The organism is Candidatus Pseudomonas phytovorans, from assembly GCA_029202525.1.
Taxonomy (GTDB): Bacteria; Pseudomonadota; Gammaproteobacteria; order Pseudomonadales; family Pseudomonadaceae; genus Aquipseudomonas; species Aquipseudomonas phytovorans.
On the sequence record CP119325.1, the window covers coordinates 229,423 to 249,076 of the forward strand.

21 protein-coding genes are annotated in these 19,654 nt (G+C 63.1%); 8 read left to right on the top strand and 13 right to left on the bottom strand.

All coding sequences use genetic code 11. From position 1 onward, the window contains the following. Positions 1-113 precede the first annotated feature (113 nt). Both fdhD and P0Y58_01000 read left to right on the top strand, forming a co-directional pair. Positions 114-953 (top strand): formate dehydrogenase accessory sulfurtransferase FdhD, encoded by an 840-nt coding sequence (fdhD, locus tag P0Y58_00995; protein WEK30796.1) that lies wholly within the window; start codon positions 114-116, stop codon positions 951-953. A 239-nt stretch (positions 954-1,192) separates the two neighbouring features. Continuing rightward, the gene (locus P0Y58_01000) at positions 1,193-1,672 is read left to right on the top strand and encodes a hypothetical protein (protein WEK30797.1); all 480 of its coding nucleotides are present in this window, start codon (positions 1,193-1,195) and stop codon (positions 1,670-1,672) included. Between the two features lie 55 nt (positions 1,673-1,727). Here the strand turns inward: P0Y58_01000 and P0Y58_01005 are convergent, their stop codons facing one another. The 4 genes from P0Y58_01005 to P0Y58_01020 form a co-directional block, all read right to left on the bottom strand. Then, the gene (locus P0Y58_01005; protein ID WEK30798.1) at positions 1,728-2,168 is read right to left on the bottom strand and encodes a thioesterase family protein; all 441 of its coding nucleotides are present in this window, start codon (positions 2,166-2,168) and stop codon (positions 1,728-1,730) included. 288 nt (positions 2,169-2,456) lie between these two features. Beyond that, positions 2,457-3,998, bottom strand: coding sequence for a phosphoenolpyruvate carboxykinase (locus tag P0Y58_01010; protein WEK30799.1), 1,542 nt, complete (start codon positions 3,996-3,998; stop codon positions 2,457-2,459). A gap of 180 nt (positions 3,999-4,178) precedes the next feature. Beyond that, positions 4,179-5,078, bottom strand: coding sequence for an Hsp33 family molecular chaperone HslO (hslO, locus tag P0Y58_01015; protein ID WEK30800.1), 900 nt, complete (start codon positions 5,076-5,078; stop codon positions 4,179-4,181). 289 nt (positions 5,079-5,367) lie between these two features. Next, positions 5,368-5,769: a S4 domain-containing protein gene (locus P0Y58_01020; GenBank protein WEK33252.1), complete on the bottom strand. Its 402-nt coding sequence runs from the start codon at positions 5,767-5,769 to the stop codon at positions 5,368-5,370. 109 nt (positions 5,770-5,878) lie between these two features. Here P0Y58_01020 and P0Y58_01025 point away from each other — a divergent pair, with 109 nt between their 5' ends. Together P0Y58_01025 and rimK are read left to right on the top strand one after the other, a co-directional pair. Beyond that, complete coding sequence (locus P0Y58_01025) at positions 5,879-6,361, top strand: ATP-dependent zinc protease (GenBank protein ID WEK30801.1); 483 nt, start codon at positions 5,879-5,881, stop codon at positions 6,359-6,361. After that, positions 6,358-7,263: a 30S ribosomal protein S6--L-glutamate ligase gene (gene rimK, locus P0Y58_01030; protein ID WEK30802.1), complete on the top strand. Its 906-nt coding sequence runs from the start codon at positions 6,358-6,360 to the stop codon at positions 7,261-7,263. The genes P0Y58_01025 and rimK overlap by 4 nt, the downstream gene beginning before the upstream one ends. Positions 7,264-7,377: 114 nt before the next feature. On the opposite strand, the gene P0Y58_01035 is transcribed toward rimK, so the two are convergent. From P0Y58_01035 to P0Y58_01045, 3 genes are read right to left on the bottom strand one after another with little or no spacing between them, the layout of a single operon-like run. After that, positions 7,378-8,691, bottom strand: a complete 1,314-nt coding sequence (locus tag P0Y58_01035; GenBank protein WEK30803.1) for an ATP-binding protein — start codon at positions 8,689-8,691, stop codon at positions 7,378-7,380. Positions 8,692-8,704: 13 nt separating this feature from the next. Next, a complete protein-coding gene (ompR, locus tag P0Y58_01040; protein WEK30804.1) occupies positions 8,705-9,445 on the bottom strand; it encodes a two-component system response regulator OmpR in 741 nt (246 codons plus the stop codon). Continuing rightward, a complete protein-coding gene (locus P0Y58_01045) occupies positions 9,420-9,599 on the bottom strand; it encodes a hypothetical protein (protein ID WEK30805.1) in 180 nt (59 codons plus the stop codon). Before P0Y58_01045 ends, ompR begins: the two co-directional genes overlap by 26 nt. Before the next feature lie 63 nt (positions 9,600-9,662). Here P0Y58_01045 and P0Y58_01050 point away from each other — a divergent pair, with 63 nt between their 5' ends. The 4 genes from P0Y58_01050 (at position 9,663) to P0Y58_01065 (ending at position 14,733) form a co-directional block, all read left to right on the top strand. Then, complete coding sequence (locus tag P0Y58_01050; protein ID WEK30806.1) at positions 9,663-11,987, top strand: Tex family protein; 2,325 nt, start codon at positions 9,663-9,665, stop codon at positions 11,985-11,987. Next, entirely contained in the window at positions 11,987-12,370 is a 384-nt protein-coding gene (locus tag P0Y58_01055) for a PaaI family thioesterase (GenBank protein WEK30807.1), read from the top strand. Before P0Y58_01050 ends, P0Y58_01055 begins: the two co-directional genes overlap by 1 nt. 153 nt (positions 12,371-12,523) lie before the next feature. Continuing rightward, positions 12,524-14,101: a glutamate--cysteine ligase gene (gene gshA, locus P0Y58_01060; protein ID WEK30808.1), complete on the top strand. Its 1,578-nt coding sequence runs from the start codon at positions 12,524-12,526 to the stop codon at positions 14,099-14,101. Beyond that, positions 14,101-14,733, top strand: a complete 633-nt coding sequence (locus P0Y58_01065) for a TetR/AcrR family transcriptional regulator (protein ID WEK30809.1) — start codon at positions 14,101-14,103, stop codon at positions 14,731-14,733. The genes gshA and P0Y58_01065 overlap by 1 nt, the downstream gene beginning before the upstream one ends. 169 nt (positions 14,734-14,902) lie before the next feature. On the opposite strand, the gene P0Y58_01070 is transcribed toward P0Y58_01065, so the two are convergent. From P0Y58_01070 to ssuE, 6 genes are all read right to left on the bottom strand, one after another. Beyond that, complete coding sequence (locus P0Y58_01070) at positions 14,903-15,118, bottom strand: molybdopterin-binding protein (protein ID WEK30810.1); 216 nt, start codon at positions 15,116-15,118, stop codon at positions 14,903-14,905. Positions 15,119-15,162: 44 nt separating this feature from the next. After that, positions 15,163-15,975: an aliphatic sulfonates ABC transporter ATP-binding protein gene (gene ssuB, locus P0Y58_01075; protein ID WEK30811.1), complete on the bottom strand. Its 813-nt coding sequence runs from the start codon at positions 15,973-15,975 to the stop codon at positions 15,163-15,165. Continuing rightward, positions 15,972-16,769 (bottom strand): aliphatic sulfonate ABC transporter permease SsuC, encoded by a 798-nt coding sequence (gene ssuC / locus P0Y58_01080; GenBank protein ID WEK30812.1) that lies wholly within the window; start codon positions 16,767-16,769, stop codon positions 15,972-15,974. The genes ssuB and ssuC overlap by 4 nt, the downstream gene beginning before the upstream one ends. Positions 16,770-16,779: 10 nt before the next feature. Further along, positions 16,780-17,928, bottom strand: coding sequence for an FMNH2-dependent alkanesulfonate monooxygenase (gene ssuD, locus P0Y58_01085; protein WEK30813.1), 1,149 nt, complete (start codon positions 17,926-17,928; stop codon positions 16,780-16,782). Between the two features lie 59 nt (positions 17,929-17,987). Further along, a complete protein-coding gene (locus P0Y58_01090; GenBank protein ID WEK30814.1) occupies positions 17,988-18,953 on the bottom strand; it encodes a sulfonate ABC transporter substrate-binding protein in 966 nt (321 codons plus the stop codon). A gap of 85 nt (positions 18,954-19,038) precedes the next feature. Then, positions 19,039-19,632: an NADPH-dependent FMN reductase gene (ssuE, locus tag P0Y58_01095; protein ID WEK30815.1), complete on the bottom strand. Its 594-nt coding sequence runs from the start codon at positions 19,630-19,632 to the stop codon at positions 19,039-19,041. Between the last annotated feature and the right edge of the window lie 22 nt (positions 19,633-19,654).

Here is a 19,654-nt window from a genome sequence, read left to right on the forward strand (position 1 = left end):
CTGTGCGACCAATCGACGCGATCTATCAAGGCATAGACCCTGGCGACTAGACGCCGCCGGCCTGCAAGCATAAGCTTGTGCCATCAGAAAGCCGCCGGTATTCAGCGCCCCCGATGAACAGCAAACCTCCGGTCTGCGCGGCCTCATCGCCCTTGTCCATGCCCGCCGCCAGCAACACCTACGATTACGTCCAGCTCAGCGACGCCAAACGCGACAGCACCCCGCTGGCCGAGGAAGTTGCCCTGGCCATTGTCTACAACGGCCTAAACCAGGCGGTGATGCTGGTCAGCCCCACCGACCTGGAAGACTTCGCGGTCGGCTTCAGCGTTGGCAGCGGTATTGTCGAAGGCATCACAGAAATCTACGACCTGAAGCTCTCCGGCAGCGGTTCGGCGATGTATGCCGACCTGGAGATCTCCAGCCGAGCGTTCTGGAACCTGAAAAACCAGCGTCGCCAGCTGGCGGGTACCAGTGGGTGCGGCCTGTGTGGGGTCGAAGCGCTTGAACAGGCGCTACCGGATCTGGCCGAGCTGCCGGGCGCGCCGCTGCCACCCGCGCAGTGGCTGGTAGGCTTGCGGGAACGCATTGATGCCTTCCAGCCACTAGGCCAGCACTGTGGTGCGGTGCATGCGGCACTGTTCATGGACCGCCATGGCGAGCTTCTGCTGGGCCGTGAAGACATCGGCCGGCACAACGCCCTCGACAAACTGATCGGCGCCCTGCTGCGCCAAGGCATCGACAGCGAAGGGGGCCTGGCCATTGTCACCAGCCGCTGCAGCCTGGAGCTGATCCAGAAAGTGCTGCGTGCCGGCATCCAGACCCTGGTGAGCCTGTCGGCCCCGACCGGCCTTGCCCTGCAATGGGCACGCAAGCACAACCTCAACCTCATCCATTTGCCCAAGCACAGCGCACCGCGGGTCTACAGCCCGGCGGCGGAGTCGCAACAGCCGTGATCTCTTACCATCACTTCCCGGACAGGACGGGCGCACCCTGTAAAAACGAAAAAAGCCCTGTTCCGTGGCGGTTCAGGGCTTTGTCATAAAGGTCTCAGACCGCCGAAAATCGATAAAGTTTCACAGTAAATACAGCAACTTAGAGAATTGTGTACAACTCGTGTTACTCGTCGGATTTCCGTTGCCAGCCACACCGCTTAGCCTCAAATTCGCCTCGTCATCCCTATGAGGCTCTCTTGATGAAGAAGTACTCCTCGATTCTGTTGTTGTCTTTCAGCTTGCTCAGCGGCGTTGCCATGGCAGGCGGCACCACCGAGGCCGGCATCGGCGGCGCATTGGGTGGGGTACTGGGCTCCGTGGTGGGCAACTCCATCGGTGGCAGCACTGGCGGCGCCATTGGTGCCGGCCTGGGCGGCGCGGCCGGCGGTGCGCTGGGCGCCGACAAGCGCCAGCGCGGTGAGGCCGCTATCGGCGGCGCGCTGGGCGCAGCAGGCGGTAACGTGGTCGGTCGCTCGGTGGGCGGCACCACTGGTAGTTACATTGGCGCGGCAGCCGGCGGTGGTGCCGGTGGTGCGTTGGGTAACTATATGGGCAACAAGGCCGACGAAGACGAGCGCCATGAAGATCGCCGCTACCGTCGCGGCTACGACGACCGTCGCCACTACGATCGCGGCCGCCACTACGGCCACCGCAAGCACAAGCGCCACTGGCGCGACTGATGCCTGAGGGCCCTGCCCCGGCAACAAAAACCCCGCCCCCGCCGGCGGGTTTTTTTTATGCCTGCTGCTCCAGCACAAGGCCAGACAGGATCACCTGCAGCGCTTCTGGCAGCGCCACGGGTCGGCCACTGGCGCGCTCGATGAACACCTGCACCACCCCACCTGCTGCACACGCCTCTGCCTCTCCCGGGCGGAACAGCGCCAGGCGGTACTCCACCGTACTGCCCGCCAGGCGCGTCACTCCCAAGCCCACTTCGAGCACATCGGGGAACCCCGGCAGCGCATAGAAATCCGCAGCCGAACTGACCACGAAGGCCGCCAGCTCGCCGTCACGCAGGTCCACCTCGGCCTGCTCGACGAGGAAGGCATGGATAGCGGTCTCGAAGAAGCCATGCACGGTGGCGCCGGCGATATGGCCGTTGACGTCGTTGTCCGAAGGGCGTGTGAGAATGGGGTGGAAGTGGGAGAAGGCAGTGCGCTGAGGGGATTCGGTCATCTGTCTGGCTCTTGTCTTCGCAATTGATGCTGACAGTGAAACAGAAAAACCAGGTTCTCGCTGCCCGTGCGGGGCCCAAGGTCTGTCGAGATCCCCTGTAGGAGCGGCCTTGTGTCGCGATGGGCCGCAAAGCGGCCCCGACAATTTATGCATTGACGCTGCAATCCTGGGGCCGCTCCGCGGCCCATCGCGACACAAGGCCGCTCCTACAAGGAATTGCACCAGCCGGAAATCAGGAACAAAAAAGCCGCCCATTGAGGGCGGCTTTTTGTTGCAGCTGGGCGTAGCTTACAGCTGCGGGCCAGCGGCCTTGATGGCGTCGGAAACTTCGAACTTCTTGAAGTTTTCGATGAACAGCTTGGCCAGGCCTTGGGCCGCGTCGTCGTAGGCAGCTTTGTCAGCCCAGTTGGTGCGCGGGTTGAGCAGCTCGGTTTCAACACCCGGAACGGCCTTCGGCACGTCCAGGTTGATGATGTCCAGGTGCTCGGTTTCGGCACCGATCAGCGCGCCGCTCTGGATCGCAGCGATCACCGCACGGGTGGTCGGGATGCTGAAGCGCTTGCCAACGCCGTAGCCACCACCGGTCCAGCCGGTGTTGACCAGATAGACCTTGGAACCGAAGGCCTTGATACGCTTGATCAGCAGCTCGGCGTAGACGCCGGCCGGGCGCGGGAAGAACGGCGCGCCGAAGCAGGTGGAGAAGGTCGACTTGATGCCGCTGCCCGAGCCCATTTCGGTAGAACCGACCAGCGCGGTGTAACCCGACAGGAAGTGGTAGGCCGCCTGCTCGTTGTTCAGGATCGACACTGGCGGCAGTACGCCGGTCAGGTCGCAGGTCAGGAAGATGACAGCGTTAGGCTCGCCGCCCAGGTTCTTCTCGGAGACCTTGGCAACATGCTCCAGCGGGTAGGCGGCACGGCTGTTCTGGGTCAGGCTGACATCAGTGTAATCGGCGTGCTTGGCATCGTTGATGACGACGTTTTCCAACACGGCGCCATGCTTGATGGCTTTCCAGATGACCGGCTCGTTCTTCTCGGACAGGTCGATGCACTTGGCGTAGCAGCCGCCTTCGATGTTGAAGACAACGCCTTCGCCCCAGCCGTGCTCGTCGTCACCGATCAGGTAACGGCTTTCGTCAGCCGACAGGGTAGTCTTGCCAGTGCCGGACAGGCCGAAGAACAGGGTCACATCGCCTTCTTCACCGATGTTGGCCGCGCAGTGCATTGGCAGTACGTCGGCAGCCGGCAGCAGGAAGTTCTGCACCGAGAACATGGCTTTCTTCATTTCGCCGGCGTAGCGCATGCCAGCGATCAGCACTTTCTTCTGGGCGAAATTGATGATTACGCAACCGTCGGAGTTGGTGCCGTCACGCTCAGGCTCGCACTCGAAGTTGGCAACGTTGAGCACTTGCCACTGGTCACGACCGGCCGGGTTGAACTGCTCCGGGTTGATGAACAGGCAACGACCGAACAGGTTCTGCCAGGCAGTCTGGGTGGTCATTTTCACCGGCAGGTAGTGATCGTCTGCGGCCCCTACGTGAACGTAGGAAACGAAGTGATCCTGAGCGTTGTTGAACGCCTCGACGCGAGCCCACAGGGCATCGAACTTGTCGGCCGGGAACTTGCGGTTGATCGGGCCCCAGCCAATCTGGTCCTGGGTGGACGGTTCTTCGACGATGAAACGGTCAGCCGGCGAACGGCCAGTACGGTGACCAGTCTCTACGACCAGTGCGCCAGTATCGGCTAGTACGCCTTCACCGCGTTGCAGCGCTTCTTCTACCAGCATATCGACGCTCAGGTCGGTGTACACGGTGTTGTTGGCTTGCGTCATGAGATACCCCATCCGGCCCGAGGCCGAGTGCTCCAAACGTTTTGTAGTTGTCTGTAAAAAACTACTACAGCGAAAAAAAGTGGCCGGATTATGCCAGAAACGCCCAAAAAAAGTAGGCCCCTCCTGTCGTAACCGCGCTTTTGCGCAATTCGACAGGAGATTCCCCTGAAATTAAACGTTTCAGTGGCGAGTTTCTGACGCCGTGTCAGTACCGCCACCGGCAAACAGTTGCGCCACATCGCTGGCATCGAAGAAATAGCGCTCATTGCAGAACTGGCAATCGATCTCCACCTTACCGCCGCATTCTTCCACCAACGCTTTGGCGTCGGGCTCGCCCAAGCTGACCAGCGCATTGCCGGAACGTTCGCGCGAGCAGCTGCAGTTGAAACGCAGCGGCTGGATGTCGAACAAACGCACGGCGTCTTCGTGGTACAGACGATGCAGCAGCGTTTCGTTGCCCTCGGTCCACTCGTCGGCCTTCAGCGTGCTGGCCAGGGCCAATACATGCTGCCAGCTTTCTTCACGCTCTTCATCGTCCGGCTGGCGGTCGCGCGGCAGTTGCTGCAGCAGCAGGCCGCGGGCCTTGCCGCTGGAGGTGTCGAGCCAGAAGCGCGTGTTCAGTTGCTGCGACTGCACGAAGTAGCTGGTGAAGCACTCCGCCAGGCTGGCGCCTTCGAGGTCGACGGTACCTTGATAGCGCTGGCCTTTGACCGGGTCGATGGTCAAGGTCAGGTGACCGTCGGGCATCAGCTGCGCCAGTGTGGCACCCGCTGGAATCTGCGAGGCATCGTAGCGGGCCACGCCACGGATCTCCCGGTCACCGGAACATTCGACCATCAGCAGCGGGATCGGCCCTTCGGAGCGTGCCTGCAGAATCAGCAGGCCATCGAACTTCAGCGCCCCCACCAGCAAGGCGGTAGCCGCCATCAGTTCACCGAGCAGTGCCTGCACCGGCTGCGGGTACTCGTGACGCGCCAGCACCGCGGCGTAGCTGGCATCGAGAGACACCCACTCGCCGCGCACATCACGCTCGTCGAAGATGAAACGTTGGGTGAAATCGGTATCTGGCAAATCGCTCATAGGTTTTAGCTATCTGAAAGGGTGGTTAAACAGGGTTGCAGAGTCCCAGCGCTTGATGACTGAGCGCTCACAAGTAGTCCGGTCCTGTTTGCAATAGGGGCTATTTTATGGCGAATCGACCACTGTTCCAAGCAAGGACCATTTGTTCCTGTTAATGGTGGTGCGGGCACTGTTTTCCAAGTGGACTGGCGCAGACCCTCAAGAGAGTTCGACAGAAGGTTGGAAAATACCGCTGGTCGGGCGATAAGCGCTGAACCGCCACATGCCCGGGGCTACGTCCGGGCACCTGCTATTCGAAACTGCCATGCAGCTGGTGAATCTGCCGCCGCTGCTTCTTGGTCGGCCGGCCGTCGGTGGTCACACCCATGGCCCCTGCCTTGCGCATTTCGGCCGCCTGCTCCCGGCGGCGCACACTCTCTTCGGTCTCTTCATACAGCGTCTGCGCCTCGGGCGCGCCACGGCGTACCACCGACAACGCCTTCACCTCCACCGTGCGCTCATCAAACCCTGTACGCAGCACGAACTGGTCACCTACCCGCGGCTCCTTCCCCGGCTTGCAACGCTCGCCCCGGCAATGCACCTTGCCGCTCTCGATCGCCGCCTTGGCCAGCGCCCGCGTCTTGTAGAACCGCGCCGCCCATAACCACTTGTCCAGGCGAACCTTATCGTCGTCTTCGGCTTTTTGTGCCATCCCGTTACCTCGGATTCTGTCTTTCATCGAACTGTACTACCTTCACATACGGATGCAAAAAGTCCCCGCGGTGCTTACAGTTCACCACCTCATTCGCAGGGTGTGCTTCGTGAAGACATTTGACCATTTGACTGTGATCGGCCTGCGCGAGTGGGTCGCCCTCCCCGACCTTGGCGTGGCCGGGCTGCGCGCCAAGATCGACACCGGCGCCAGCACCTCCAGCCTGCACGCCACCGAGGTGGAGCCGTTCGAGCGCGATGGCCAGCCCTGGGTACGTTTCACTGCACATCTGGGCACAGTGGTACAACTGCGCCACCGGCGCTGCGAGGCACCGTTGGTGAACAGAAAGACCATCAGAAGCTCCAACGGTCACGCTCAGACCCGTTATGTCATCCGCACGTCATTGGCTTTGGGTGATCGTGTGTGGGAAGTGGAGTTTACCCTGGCCTGCCGCAAGAGCATGCGCTACCGCCTGCTACTTGGCTCCAAGGCGCTGATTCACGGCCAGTTGGTGGTCAACCCTGGCCTTAAGTACGTCCAAGACAAACCGGCCTTTGCGGCCACCCTTTCCCCTGTCACAGGTGCTGCATGAAGATCGCTGTGCTGTCGCGCAATCCGCGTCTGTATTCCACCCGCCGCCTGGTCGAAGCCGGTACCCAGCGTGGCCACGAAATGGTGGTGATCGATACCCTGCGGGCCTACATGAACATTGCCAGTCACAAGCCGCAGATCCACTACCGCGGCAAGCCACTGGAGGGCTTCGATGCGGTGATCCCGCGTATCGGGGCCTCGGTAACTTTTTACGGCTGCGCCGTGCTGCGCCAGTTCGAAATGATGGGCGTGTACCCGCTTAACGAGTCGGTGGCCATTGCCCGCTCGCGCGACAAGCTGCGTTCGCTGCAATTGCTGTCGCGGCGCGGTATCGGCCTGCCCATTACCGGCTTCGCCCACTCCCCCGACGACATTCCCGACCTGATCCAGATGGTCAATGGTGCACCGTTGGTGATCAAGGTGCTGGAAGGCACCCAGGGCATCGGCGTGGTGCTGTGCGAAACCACCCAGGCTGCCGAGTCGGTGATCGAGGCGTTCATGGGCCTCAAGCAGAACATCATGGTTCAGGAGTACATCAAGGAGGCGGGCGGCGCCGACATTCGCTGCTTCGTGGTGGGCGACAAGGTGATTGCCTCGATGAAGCGCCAGGCCAAACCGGGCGAATTTCGCTCCAACCTGCACCGAGGGGGCGTTGCCAGCCTGATCAAGATCACCCCTGAAGAGCGGATTACCGCGATTCGTGCTGCCAAGGTGATGGGGTTGAGTGTGGCGGGTGTGGATATCTTGCGCTCAAACCATGGGCCGCTGGTGATGGAAGTGAACTCATCACCGGGGCTGGAGGGCATCGAAATGACCACCGGCAAGAACGTGGCCGGAATGATCATCGAACACCTTGAGAAGAATGGCGGGCCTAACCAGACCCGGACCAAGGGTAAGGGCTGAAATTTTGGGGCTGCTTTGCAGCCCATCGCGACGCAAGGCCGCTCCTACAGGGGATCGCGTAACCCTTGTAGGAGCGGCCTTGTGTCGCGATGGGCCGCAAAGCGGCCCCAGCAATCAAACGGCATTACGCGGTAGCAGCAACCCCAGCGGCAGCCTGACCCGCGCCTCGATCCCGCCACCAGAGCGATTGCGCAGCTCCACATTCCCGCCATGTTGCGCCGCGATCCGTTTGACGATCGCCAACCCCAACCCGGTCCCCTTGCCGCCCCGCGCCCGGTCCCCACGAATGAACGGATTGAAGATGGTCTCCAGCTCCGACTCGTCGATTCCGGTGCCACGGTCCAGCACGCTCAGCACCACATAGGGTGCGCTCTCGTCGCCCGACACATAGGCCGCCACCTCCACGCCCTTGCCGGCATGGTGCAGGGCGTTGCCGATCAGGTTGCCCAACATGCGCTTGAGCGAAACGCGGCGCAGCGGGAACGGCGGGATTGGCTCCAGGCACAGGCGCACACGTTCTTTCGGCTGGTTGTACGGCGCCACGACTTCACGCACCAAGTCGGCCAGGTCAACCTCTTCCAACGGCTCGTCACGGCCATCGCGGATGAAGGCCAGGAACTGATCGAGAATCGCGTCCATGTCCTCGATGTCGCGGACCATGTCGTCACTCAGATCACTGTCGCTGTCCATCAACGACAGCGACAGACGCAGGCGCGTCAGCGGTGTGCGCAGATCGTGGGAAACCCCGGCCAGCATCAGCTCGCGCTCGCGCCCGGCCTGCTCGACATCCTCGGCCATCTGGTTGAAGGACTTGTACACCTCGGCCATCTCGCTGGGCGTATCACTGATTGGCAGGCGCACGCTGCGCCCCTGGCCCAGCTGACGAGCGGCAAACACCAGGCGCTTGAGCGGCTGGTTCAACTGGCGCACGAAAATCCAGGCCGAGGCGGTGGACAACAGGCCGATGGCCAGGAACCAACCCAGCACGTTCCAGATTTTTTGCCCACGCAGCGGGTGCGGGTACAACGGCACTTTCAACCAGCCGGGGCCCAGGCTTGGCGCATTGACCCACAACGCCGGTGGCGCGTGAATGCGCAGCCGCACCTCGGTGTCTTCGCCCAGCTCCGCCTGCATCTGCCGTTGGTAGATTTCGCTGTAGGGCCAGTGCTGCTCACCCTCGGGCACGCCCGAACCCGTCACGCGGATAAGGCCCGCCGCCTCGGCAATCCTGTCGCGGTTTTCTTCGTCGGCAGCCCAATAGGCGCGCAAGGTCAGCGCCACACCGTGGCTGTACTGACGGTCGACCAGAACGTCCTCGTTCATCAGCAGGTAGACCAGGGTCAAGGCCTTGCTGAACAGGACGACGATCAACACCAGCCACAGGGTGCGGGCGAAGAAACTTTGCGGAAACCAGAGCGGTGTTTTCATGGATGACGAGGCATCATTTACCCGCGTTTCCGTCTGGCACGAATACGTAGCCCACGCCCCAGACGGTCTGGATGTAACGCGGCTTGGACGGGTCCGGCTCGATCATGCGGCGCAGGCGCGAGATCTGCACGTCGATGGAGCGCTCCAGTGCATCCCACTCACGGCCACGGGCCAGGTTCATCAGCTTGTCGCGGGTCAACGGCTCGCGGGCGTGCATCACCAGGGCCTTGAGCACGGCGAACTCGCCGGTGGTGAGCATGTGCACTTCATCGCCACGCTTGAGTTCGCGGGTCGCCAGCGACAACTCGTAGTCGCCGAAGGTGACCGATTCGTCTTCGCTGCCCGGTGCACCCGGCACGGCAGGGGCCTGGCGACGCAACACAGCCTTGACGCGGGCCATCAGCTCGTCCGGGTTGAACGGCTTGCCCAGGTAGTCGTCGGCGCCCAGCTCCAGGCCCTTGATACGGCTCAGCTCGTCGCCCTTGGCGGTGAGCATGATGATCGGGATCTGGTTGTTCTGCTGGCGCAGGCGCTTGCACGCGGACAGGCCATCCTCGCCCGGCAGCATTAGATCGAGTACCACCAGGTTGAACACCTCGCGCTGCAGCAGGCGGTCCATCTGCTCGGTGTTGGGCACCGCGCGGGCACGGTAGCCCTTGCTGGTGAAGAAACGCTCCAGCAGGCTGCTAAGCCCCGGGTCGTCGTCGACGATGAGAATCTTGTCACCTTCAGCGGTGTTTGCGGTGCCGGTCATGAATAACTCCTCTGATATCGCCGCGCATTATGGCGTAGCCATTGCTGCACGTTGCGTGAGCATTGTTAGCAGATTTTTCCCCCGGCGCCAGTTCCGGCTGGCTGGCCGCCATCACCGCAAGCTGTTTGCGATGGGTATAATGCGCGGCTTTCATCCAGCGCCGCCGGGCGAAAGGCCCACAGGCGACCCCCGTATTCACAAATGTCAGGTGGTTTACATGGACAGCATCAACAGCCGTATCGCCGAGGAACTGGGCGTACGCCCCCAGCAGGTCGAGGCGGCCGTGGGCCTGTTGGACGAAGGCTCGACCGTGCCCTTCATCGCCCGTTACCGCAAGGAAGTGACCGGTAGCCTGGACGACACCCAGCTGCGCCATCTGGAAGAGCGCCTGCGCTACCTGCGCGAACTCGACGACCGCCGCGCCAGCATCCTGTCCAGCATCGAAGAACAGGGCAAGCTGACCCCGGAACTGGCCCGCGAAATCAAGCTGGCCGACACCAAGACCCGCCTCGAAGACCTGTACCTGCCGTACAAGCAGAAGCGCCGCACCAAGGGCCAGATCGCCCTGGAAGCCGGCCTGGGCGAACTGGCCGACAGCCTGTTCAACGACCCGACCCTGGCCCCGGAAGGCGAAGCCGCACGCTTCGTCGACGCCGAAAAAGGCGTAGCCGACGTCAAGGCCGCGCTGGAAGGCGCCAAGTACATCCTCATGGAGCGCTTCGCCGAAGACGCTGCCCTGCTCGACAAGCTGCGCAGCTTCCTCAAGCAGGAGGCGGTGCTCAGTGCCCGTGTGGTGGCCGGCAAGGAAGAAGAAGGCGCCAAGTTCCGCGACTATTTTGCCCACGACGAACTGCTGCGCAACGCCCCGTCGCACCGTGCCCTGGCGATCTTCCGCGGGCGCAACGAAGGTGTGCTGAGCGCCTCGCTTAAAGTGGGCGAAGAACTGCCTGGCACCCTGCACACGTGCGAAGTGATGATCGGCAACCACGTCGGCGTTGAAAACCGCAGCCGCCCGGCCGACAAATGGCTGGGCGAAGTGGTGCGCTGGACCTGGAAGGTCAAGCTGTACACCCACCTGGAAACCGACCTGTTCGGCGAACTGCGCGACAACGCCGAAGGCGAGGCGATCAACGTGTTCGCCCACAACCTGCACGACCTGCTGCTGGCCGCACCGGCCGGACCGCGCGCCACCTTGGGCTTCGACCCGGGCCTGCGCACCGGTTGCAAGATCGCCGTGGTCGACGCCACCGGCAAGCTGCTGGACTACACCACGGTCTACCCGCATGCGCCGAAAAACGACTGGGACCGCACCATTTCCATCATGGCGGCACTGTGCGCCAAGCACTCGGTAGAGCTGATCGCCATCGGCAACGGCACCGCCAGCCGCGAAAGTGACAAGCTGGTGGCAGAGCTGGTCAAAAAATACCCAGCGCTGAAAATCACCAAGATCATGGTCTCCGAAGCCGGCGCGTCGGTTTACTCGGCATCGGAACTGGCCGCCCGCGAGTTCCCGGACCTCGACGTGTCGATTCGTGGCGCCGTGTCGATTGCCCGCCGCCTGCAGGACCCGCTGGCAGAGCTGGTGAAGATCGACCCGAAATCCATCGGTGTCGGCCAGTACCAGCACGACGTATCGCAGCTGAAACTGGCGCGTGGCCTGGACGCCGTGGTCGAGGACTGCGTGAACGCCGTGGGCGTGGACGTGAACACCGCCTCGGTGGCGCTGCTGACGCGTATCTCCGGCCTCAACGCCACGCTGGCACAGAACATTGTCGCCCACCGCGATGCCAACGGCCCGTTCGTCACCCGTGCGGCGTTGAAAAAGGTCAGCCGCCTGGGTGAAAAAACCTTCGAACAGGCCGCCGGCTTCCTGCGTGTGATGAACGGCACCAACCCGCTGGACGCCTCGGCGGTGCACCCCGAGGCCTACCCGCTGGTGCAGCGCATCGCTGCCGACACGGACCGCGACATTCGCTCGCTGGTCGGTGACAGCAGCTTCCTCAAGCGCCTGGACCCGAAGAAGTTCACCGACGAGTCCTTCGGCCTGCCGACCGTCACCGACATCCTGCAGGAACTGGACAAACCGGGCCGCGACCCTCGCCCCGAGTTCAAGACCGCCACCTTCCAGGACGGCGTCGAAGACCTCAAGGACCTGGAGCCGGGCATGATCCTCGAAGGCGTGGTGACCAACGTCACCAACTTCGGCGCCTTCGTCGACATCGGCGTACACCAGGACGGCCTGGTGCACATCTCGGCGCTGTCGGAAAAGTTCATCAAAGACCCGCGTGAAGCGGTCAAGGCTGGCGACGTGGTCAAGGTCAAGGTCATGGAAGTGGACATCCCGCGCAAGCGCGTCGGCCTGTCCATGCGCATGAGCGACACCCCGGGCGAGAAGGTCGAAGGTAACCGCGGTGGTAATCGTGGCAATGGCGGCAACCGCCAGCAGCAGGCCCAACGCCCGCGTGAAACCGCCACTGCCGCACCGGCCAACAACGCCATGGCCTCCCTGTTCGCCAACGCCAAGCAGTTGAAGAAGAAGTGATGGACGTACCCCGCGAATACGTCGAAAGCGCCTTCAGCCAGCTGCTGGGCTGCCGCCTGCAACGTCTGGAAACAGGTGTTGCGGAGGTGGCCCTGCCCCTCGAGCCACACTTGCGCAACCGTGGCCAGAAGCTGCACGGCGGGGCAATCTTCAGCCTGGTGGACATTGCCATGGGCCTGGCCTGCTCGGCCAGCCATGGCTTTGACCAGCAAAGCGTCACCATCGAGTGCAAGATCAACTACATGCGCGCCGTCAGCGACGGCGAAGTACTGTGCACCGCCCGGGTGCTGCACGCCGGGCGACGCACCCTGGTGGTCGACGCGGACGTAGTCCAGGGCGACAAACTGGTGGCGAAAGCGCAAGGAACCTTCGCGGTTCTCTAGCCCACCAAGCAGTATCTGCGGTATTTTCAGCAGTGCGCTGGCACTGCTGGATCCGCGTTAACCAGGCGACAACGCCAGTTCCTTTCTTCCTACCCTTGTAGACCGTTATCTCCACCCCCATATTGGGGCGACTGACGCGTGAAGGAATACATCTTGAGCGACCTCCTCAACCGCCGCCTGAGCCTGCTCGGCGCCAATCTTCCCCTGCTCAAGCAGTGCCTGCACGGCATTGAGCGCGAATGTCTGCGCGTGACCGACGAAGGTCGCCTGGCTCAGACCCCTCACCCGCAAGCGCTGGGATCGGCGCTGACCAACGAGCAGATCACCACCGATTATTCCGAGTCGCTGCTGGAGTTCATCACCCCGGCCCTGCCCGACCCGGCCAAAGTGCTCGAAAGCCTCGAACAGACCCACCGTTTCGTCTACAGCAAGCTGGGCGACGAATACCTGTGGAGCCCGTCGATGCCGTGCACGCTGCCGGCCGAGGAGGACATCCCGATCGCCGAGTACGGCAACTCGAACATCGGCAAGCTCAAACACGTCTACCGCAAGGGCCTGGCCCTGCGCTACGGCCGCACCATGCAGTGCATCGCCGGTATCCATTACAACTTCTCGCTGCCCGAAGCGCTGTGGCCTTTGCTGCGCGAAGCCGAAGGCAGCACTGAAGACGACCGCGACTACCAGTCGTCGGCCTACATCGCCCTGATCCGTAACTTCCGCCGTTACAGCTGGCTGCTGATGTACCTGTTCGGCGCCTCGCCAGCCCTGGACAAAGGCTTCCTGCGTGGCCGCCCGCACCAGCTCGAAGAACTGGACGCCGAAACCCTGTACCTGCCCTATGCCACCAGCCTGCGCATGAGCGACCTCGGCTACCAGAGCAATGCCCAGGCCGGCCTCACGCCGTGCTACAACGACCTGGCCAGCTACACCGACAGCCTGCGCAAGGCCGTTGGCACGCCCTACCCGCCTTATGTTGAAGTCGGTACGCACGTGGACGGCGAGTGGGTGCAGCTGAACACCAACATTCTGCAGATCGAGAACGAGTACTACTCGAACATCCGCCCCAAGCGGGTCACCTACACCGGCGAACGGCCAATTCAGGCCCTGACTTCACGCGGCGTGCAGTATGTAGAAGTGCGTTGCCTGGACATCAACCCGTTCCTGCCGGTAGGCATCGACCTGACCGAGGCACGCTTCCTCGATGCATTCCTGTTGCTCTGCGCGCTGGATGACAGCCCACAGCTGGACAACGGCGAATGCGGCCAGTGCACCAACAACTTCCTGACGGTGGTGAAAGAAGGCCGTCGCCCTGGGCTCTCGCTGCAGCGCAATGGCCAGCCTGTCAGCCTGAAGGACTGGGCCAGCGAGCTTATTGCCCGTATCGGCCAGATGGCCGAGCTGCTCGACCGGGCACAGGGTGGCGACGAGCACGCGCAGGCTCTGCGTGCCCAACAGGCCAAAGTCGATGACCCGGAGCTGACCCCGTCGGCCCAGGTACTGGCACGCATGACCGAGCATGACGAGAGCTTCATCGCGTTCTCGCTGCGCCAAAGCCGCATCCACGCCGACACGTTCCGCGAGCAACCGCTAAGCAACGAACAGCAACAGGCTTTCGAATCGCTGGCCCGTGAGTCACTGGCCAGGCAGTCCGAGCTGGAGCAAGAGGAAGTCGGTGACTTCGACCTGTTCGTCGGCGCCTACCAGGCCAGCATCCTGGCGATCAGCAACTGATGAACCGCACCGCCACCCCGCGCAAGCCGCGCGCCAGCAGCCAGGCCAGGATCGAAGCCATCCTGGCGGCTGCGCGTGAGCTGCTGGCCGAACAAGGGGTGGCGGCGCTTTCCATCTACAGCGTGGCCGAGAGGGCGCAGATTCCACCGTCATCGGTGTATCACTTCTTCGCCAGCGTGCCGGCCTTGCTGGAAGCGCTGACGGCCGATGTGCACCGGGCATTTCGCGAAGCCCTGAGCGCACCGTTCGACAGCAGCGCGTTCAGCACCTGGCACCAACTGTCACGGCTGATCGAGCAGCGCATGCTGGATATCTACAACGAAGATGCGGCGGCGCGGCAGCTGATTCTGGCCCAGCACGGCCTGAGCGAAGTGGTGCAGGCCGATCGGCAGCACGACATGGAGCTGGGCGACCTGATGCACAAGCTGTTCGACCAGCACTTTCACCTGCCGGTGATGCCGCGGGATGTGGATGTGTTTGCCCTGGCGATGGAGCTGAGCGACCGGGTGTATGCGCGGTCGGTGCAGTTGCACGAAGCGATCAGCCCGCGCATGGCCGAGGAAGGCAAGCGGGTGTTCGAGGCGTATCTGGGGTTGTACCTGCCGCCGTTTCTGGCCAAGCGTTCCAGCTGAAATTATTGGGGCCGCGTTGCGGCCCTTCGCGGCGGTTCGGCGCCCCGACTCGCCCGCTCCCACAGGGTCCGTGCAAACTCTGAAGCCTGCAAAGTACCTGTGGGAGCGTGCATGTCGGGGCGCCGAACCGCCGCGAAGGGCTGCAAAGCAGCCCCATTGACCACTGTCATCACAGCTTGGCGATAGACACTTCAGTCGACTTCACGAAGGCAATCACTTCGCTGCCCACCTGCAGTTCCAGCTCTTTGACCGAGCGGGTGGTGATGACCGAAGTCACGATGCCAGAGGCGGTCTGCACGTCGATTTCCGACAGTACCGGGCCTTCGAGGATTTCTTTCACGGTGCCTTTGAACTGGTTACGGACGTTGATAGCTTTGATAGTCATGATGTAATTCCTTCTCTATGGCTTCAGTCGGGTAAGTGAGTCAATCAGTGCGCCCAACGCAGTTGCGTGGGCAGAGGGGCTACAGGGTCCGGCTCGGGCGCAGTGCCCGGGGCCGACAGAACACGGTTGAGCACTTCGCTTTCCAGCGCAGCCAGGCGATGCGAACCACGCGCCCGGGGCCTTGCCAGGTCGACAGTGAGGTCGAGCCCGACCTCGCCGTCCTCGATCAGGATCACCCGGTCAGCCACGGCGACCGCCTCGCTGACATCGTGGGTGACCAGCAGCACCGTGAATCCGTGCTGACGCCACAGGCGTTCGATCAGTTGCTGCATTTCGATACGGGTCAATGCATCCAGCGCACCCAACGGCTCATCCAGCAGCAGCAGGCGCGGTTGGTGAATCAGCGCACGGGCCAATGCCACACGCTGCTTCTGGCCACCCGAGAGGGCTGCCGGCCATTCATTGGCGCGGTCGGCCAGGCCAACCGCATCCAGCGCTTCCAGCGCACGTGGGCGCCAATCGCCCGAGAGGCCCAGCCCTACGTTGTCGATCACCTTCTTCCATGGCAGCAGGCGTGCGTCCTGGAACATCAGGCGGGTTTCTTCACGGGCCTCTTCCAGCGGCGCAGCCCCGGCAACCAGTTGCCCGGCAGTAGGCTGGTCAAGCCCGGCCAGCAGACGCAGCAGGGTGCTTTTGCCGCAGCCACTGCGGCCGACGATGGCAACGAACTGGCCGGCCGGAATGTGCAGGTCGATGCCCTTCAACACTTCGCGTTGGCCAAAGGCTTTACGCAGGCCGTTGGAGGCCAGCGGGATGCCACGCAACAGGCGTGGCGGCTGTTCCTTGAGCACGGTCATGCGCCCTCCTTCTTGGCCACTTGGTAGGCCGGGTGCCAGCGCAGCCACACACGTTCCAGGCCGCGGGCGGCGAGGTCGGCGAGCTTGCCGAGCACGGCATACAGGACGATGGCCAATACCACCACGTCGGTCTGCAGGAATTCACGGGCGTTCATCGCCAGGTAACCGATGCCGGCGTTGGCCGAAATGGTTTCGGCAACGATCAGCGTCAGCCACATAAAGCCCAGGGCAAAGCGCACGCCCACCAGGATCGACGGCAGCGCACCCGGCAGGATCACCTGGCGGAACAGGCTGAAGCCGGACAAGCCGTAGCTGCGCGCCATCTCGACCAGTTGCGGGTCGACGTTGCGAATACCGTGGTAGGTGTTCAGGTAAATCGGGAACAGGGTGCCCAACGCGACCAGAAAGATCTTTGCCGACTCGTCGATGCCGAACCACAGGATCACCAGCGGAATCAGCGCCAGGTGCGGCACGTTTCGGATCATCTGCACCGAGCTGTCGAGAAGGCGTTCGCCCCAGTTCGACAGGCCGGTGATGAAGCCCAGCACCAGGCCGATGCTGCCACCAATGACGAAGCCCAGCCCGGCACGCCAGCCACTGATGGCCAGGTGGGTCCAGATATCGCCGCTGCGCACTAGCTCGACACCGGCGCTTACCACTGCGCTAGGTGCCGGCAGGATGCGCGTCGACAGCCAACCCGCGCTGACCGCGAGCTGCCAGGCGGCCAACAGCAGCACCGGCAGCGCCCACGGCGCCAGGCGCTGGGCCAGGGTGGAAGAAGATGCACGACTCATGACCCGGCCCTCAGCTCTGCGACACGGACTTGGGCAGGATGTCGTTGGCCACCATCTCGCCGAACGGGCTTACGTAACCCCCACTCTTGGGCTGCTCAGGGCGATTTACGTCAATATGCGGGAACAGCAGCTCGGCAACGCGATACGACTCTTCCAGGTGTGGATAACCCGAGAAGATGAAGGTATCGATCCCCAGCTCGGCATACTCCTTCACCCGCGCTGCGACAGTCGGGCCATCGCCCACCAGTGCGGTGCCGGCGCCGCCACGGACCAGGCCGACGCCTGCCCACAGGTTGGGGCTGACTTCCAGGTTGTCGCGGTTGCCGCCGTGCAGGGCAGCCATGCGCTGTTGGCCCACCGAGTCGAAGCGCGCCAGCGAGGCCTGGGCACGGGTGATGGTGTCATCATCCAGGTGCGAGATCAGGCGGTCGGCGGCGGCCCAGGCTTCTTCGTTGGTTTCCCGCACAATCACATGCAGGCGGATACCGAAGCGTACTTCACGGCCCTGAGCAGCGGCTTTTTCGCGCACTTGGGCGATCTTCTCGGCAACGGCTGCCGGTGGCTCGCCCCAGGTCAGGTACAACTCGACCTGTTCGGCGGCCAGATCCTGAGCGGCCTCGGACGAACCACCGAAATACAGCGGCGGGCGTGGTTGCTGAATTGGCGGGTAGAGCAGCTTGGCGCCCTTCACCTGGATGTGCTTGCCGTCGTAATCGACGTTTTCACCTTCCAGCACCTTGCGCCAGATACGGGTGAACTCGACCGAAGCTTCGTAGCGCTCCTGGTGGTTCAGGTGCAGGCCATCACCGGCCAGTTCGTCCGGGTCGCCACCGGTCACCAGGTTGAACAGCGCACGGCCATTGGACAGGCGGTCCAGGGTCGCTGCCTGGCGTGCAGCCACGGTTGGCGAAATGATGCCTGGGCGCAGGGCAACCAGGAATTTCAGGTGCTGGGTCACGGGGATCAGCGACGCTGCCACCAGCCAGGAATCCTCGCAGGAGCGCCCGGTGGGGATCAGCACGCCACCAAAGCCGAGGCGGTCGGCCGCCTGGGCGATCTGCTGAAGGTAGCCATGGTCAACGGCGCGCGCGCCATCAGACGTGCCCAGGTACTTACCGTCACCGTGCGTGGGAAGGAACCAGAAAATGTTAAGGCTCATTGGAGTTGTCTCCTCAAGGGTGGCTCAGCCAGGGCGGCGCCCCGGCACAGGCGAATCAATCAAGGCGCGCTAGCGACCTTGGCCGGGGGTGTCCAGATCACGTCCTTGATGCTCAGCGGCTTGGGTATCAGCTTGAGCGCCTGGAAGGTGTCGGCGATTTTCTGTTGTGCGGCCACGACCTCGGGGGTCAGCGGTGCAGCACCGTAGCCTTGGCGCTTGACCGAGGTCAGGGTGATGTCGGCGGGCAGGCCGAGCAGCGGTGCAACCTGGTCGGTCACCTCCTGCGGGTTGGCCTGGGACCACTCGCCCACGGCGCGCACTTCCTCGATCACGGTGTTGATCACCGCCGGGTGCTGAGTCGCGTAGTTGCGGGTGGCGAGGTAGAACTGGTGGTTGTCGACCAGGCCCTTGCCGTCACGCAGGGTACGCGCCTGCAGCTGCTGTTCGGCGGCTGCCTGGTACGGGTCCCAGATCACCCAGGCATCGACGCTGCCACGCTCAAAGGCGGCGCGGGCGTCGGCCGGTGGCAGGTAGACGGGCTGGATGTCGGTGTACTTGAGGCCGGCGTCTTCCAGGGCGCGGACCAGCAGGTAGTGCACGTTGGAACCTTTGTTGAGGACGACTTTCTTGCCCTTGAGGTCTTTCACCGACTGGATCGGCGAGCCCTTCGGCACCAGGATCGCCTCGCTGTGCGGTGCTGGCGGCTCGTAGGCCACGTAGAGCAGATCGGCGCCAGCGGCCTGGGCGAATACGGGCGGGGTTTCGCCGGTAACGCCAAAATCGATGGAGCCGACGTTCAGCCCTTCAAGCAGCTGCGGGCCGCCGGGAAATTCGGTCCACTGCACCTGTACGCCCTGCTCGGCCAGGCGCTTCTCCAGCGTGCCTTTGGCTTTGAGCAGCACCAGGGTGCCGTATTTCTGGTAACCGATGCGCAGGCTCTCGGCCTGGGCTTGGGTGATGGCGCCGAAGGACACAGCCGCCGCAAACAGGGCGACCAGACCGCGACGCAAGAAGACTGTGCGCATGGCGCTCTCCTGTGCGAATGAGGTTCGGGTTGCACCTGCTTGCCTCGTTGTCGGGCGAGTAAGGTGGTAAAGCGGGTTGTGCCGGTCAGATGCTCCAGCGAGCGCTGATCAGGCGTTCATTCAGTACGCCGGGGGCCACGGGGCGTGGCCGGCGGGCCAAGGCAACGTGGAAGGTTTCCAGCGAGTCCAGCAAGCGTTCTTCCAGCGCCGGTACCAATTGCGCGGGCTTCGTGCCCTCTGCGTAAGCCACCTGGCTGTCGTCGGCGAAGATCCCTTGCAGGGTCTCTTGGGCCTTGAGTGCCGACAGCACGGGTTTCAATGCGTAATCCACCGCCAGCATGTGGGCGATGCTGCCGCCGGTGGCGATTGGCAACACGATCTTGTGTGCCAGGGCGCGCTCAGGCAGCAGGTCGAGCAAGGTTTTCAGCGCACCGGCAAACGACGCCTTGTACACCGGGGTGGAAACGATCAGGCCATCGGCCTGGGCTACCAGCTGCTGGAAGTGCTGCACATGCGGGCTGTCGAAACGGGCGTGGAGCAAGTCTTCGGCGGGGAAGTCACGTACCTGGAAGGTCACTACCTCGACGCCTTGGTTCTGCAGCCACTGGCGCGAACGCTCCAGCAACACGCCGGAGCGTGAACGGGGACTTGGGCTACCACCGATTGAGACGACCAGCATTGCAGCGCTTCCTTGTGTTCTG

Coding starts and splice junctions, on each gene's coding strand:
- fdhD (WEK30796.1), top strand. CDS start 114: ATGAACAGCAAACCTCCGGTCTGCGCGGCCTCATCGCCCTTGTCCATG.
- P0Y58_01000 (WEK30797.1), top strand. CDS start 1,193: ATGAAGAAGTACTCCTCGATTCTGTTGTTGTCTTTCAGCTTGCTCAGC.
- P0Y58_01005 (WEK30798.1), bottom strand. CDS start 2,168: ATGACCGAATCCCCTCAGCGCACTGCCTTCTCCCACTTCCACCCCATT.
- P0Y58_01010 (WEK30799.1), bottom strand. CDS start 3,998: ATGACGCAAGCCAACAACACCGTGTACACCGACCTGAGCGTCGATATG.
- hslO (WEK30800.1), bottom strand. CDS start 5,078: ATGAGCGATTTGCCAGATACCGATTTCACCCAACGTTTCATCTTCGAC.
- P0Y58_01020 (WEK33252.1), bottom strand. CDS start 5,769: ATGGCACAAAAAGCCGAAGACGACGATAAGGTTCGCCTGGACAAGTGG.
- rimK (WEK30802.1), top strand. CDS start 6,358: ATGAAGATCGCTGTGCTGTCGCGCAATCCGCGTCTGTATTCCACCCGC.
- P0Y58_01035 (WEK30803.1), bottom strand. CDS start 8,691: ATGAAAACACCGCTCTGGTTTCCGCAAAGTTTCTTCGCCCGCACCCTG.
- ompR (WEK30804.1), bottom strand. CDS start 9,445: ATGACCGGCACCGCAAACACCGCTGAAGGTGACAAGATTCTCATCGTC.
- P0Y58_01045 (WEK30805.1), bottom strand. CDS start 9,599: ATGAAAGCCGCGCATTATACCCATCGCAAACAGCTTGCGGTGATGGCG.
- P0Y58_01050 (WEK30806.1), top strand. CDS start 9,663: ATGGACAGCATCAACAGCCGTATCGCCGAGGAACTGGGCGTACGCCCC.
- P0Y58_01055 (WEK30807.1), top strand. CDS start 11,987: ATGGACGTACCCCGCGAATACGTCGAAAGCGCCTTCAGCCAGCTGCTG.
- P0Y58_01065 (WEK30809.1), top strand. CDS start 14,101: ATGAACCGCACCGCCACCCCGCGCAAGCCGCGCGCCAGCAGCCAGGCC.
- P0Y58_01070 (WEK30810.1), bottom strand. CDS start 15,118: ATGACTATCAAAGCTATCAACGTCCGTAACCAGTTCAAAGGCACCGTG.
- ssuB (WEK30811.1), bottom strand. CDS start 15,975: ATGACCGTGCTCAAGGAACAGCCGCCACGCCTGTTGCGTGGCATCCCG.
- ssuC (WEK30812.1), bottom strand. CDS start 16,769: ATGAGTCGTGCATCTTCTTCCACCCTGGCCCAGCGCCTGGCGCCGTGG.
- ssuD (WEK30813.1), bottom strand. CDS start 17,928: ATGAGCCTTAACATTTTCTGGTTCCTTCCCACGCACGGTGACGGTAAG.
- P0Y58_01090 (WEK30814.1), bottom strand. CDS start 18,953: ATGCGCACAGTCTTCTTGCGTCGCGGTCTGGTCGCCCTGTTTGCGGCG.
- ssuE (WEK30815.1), bottom strand. CDS start 19,632: ATGCTGGTCGTCTCAATCGGTGGTAGCCCAAGTCCCCGTTCACGCTCC.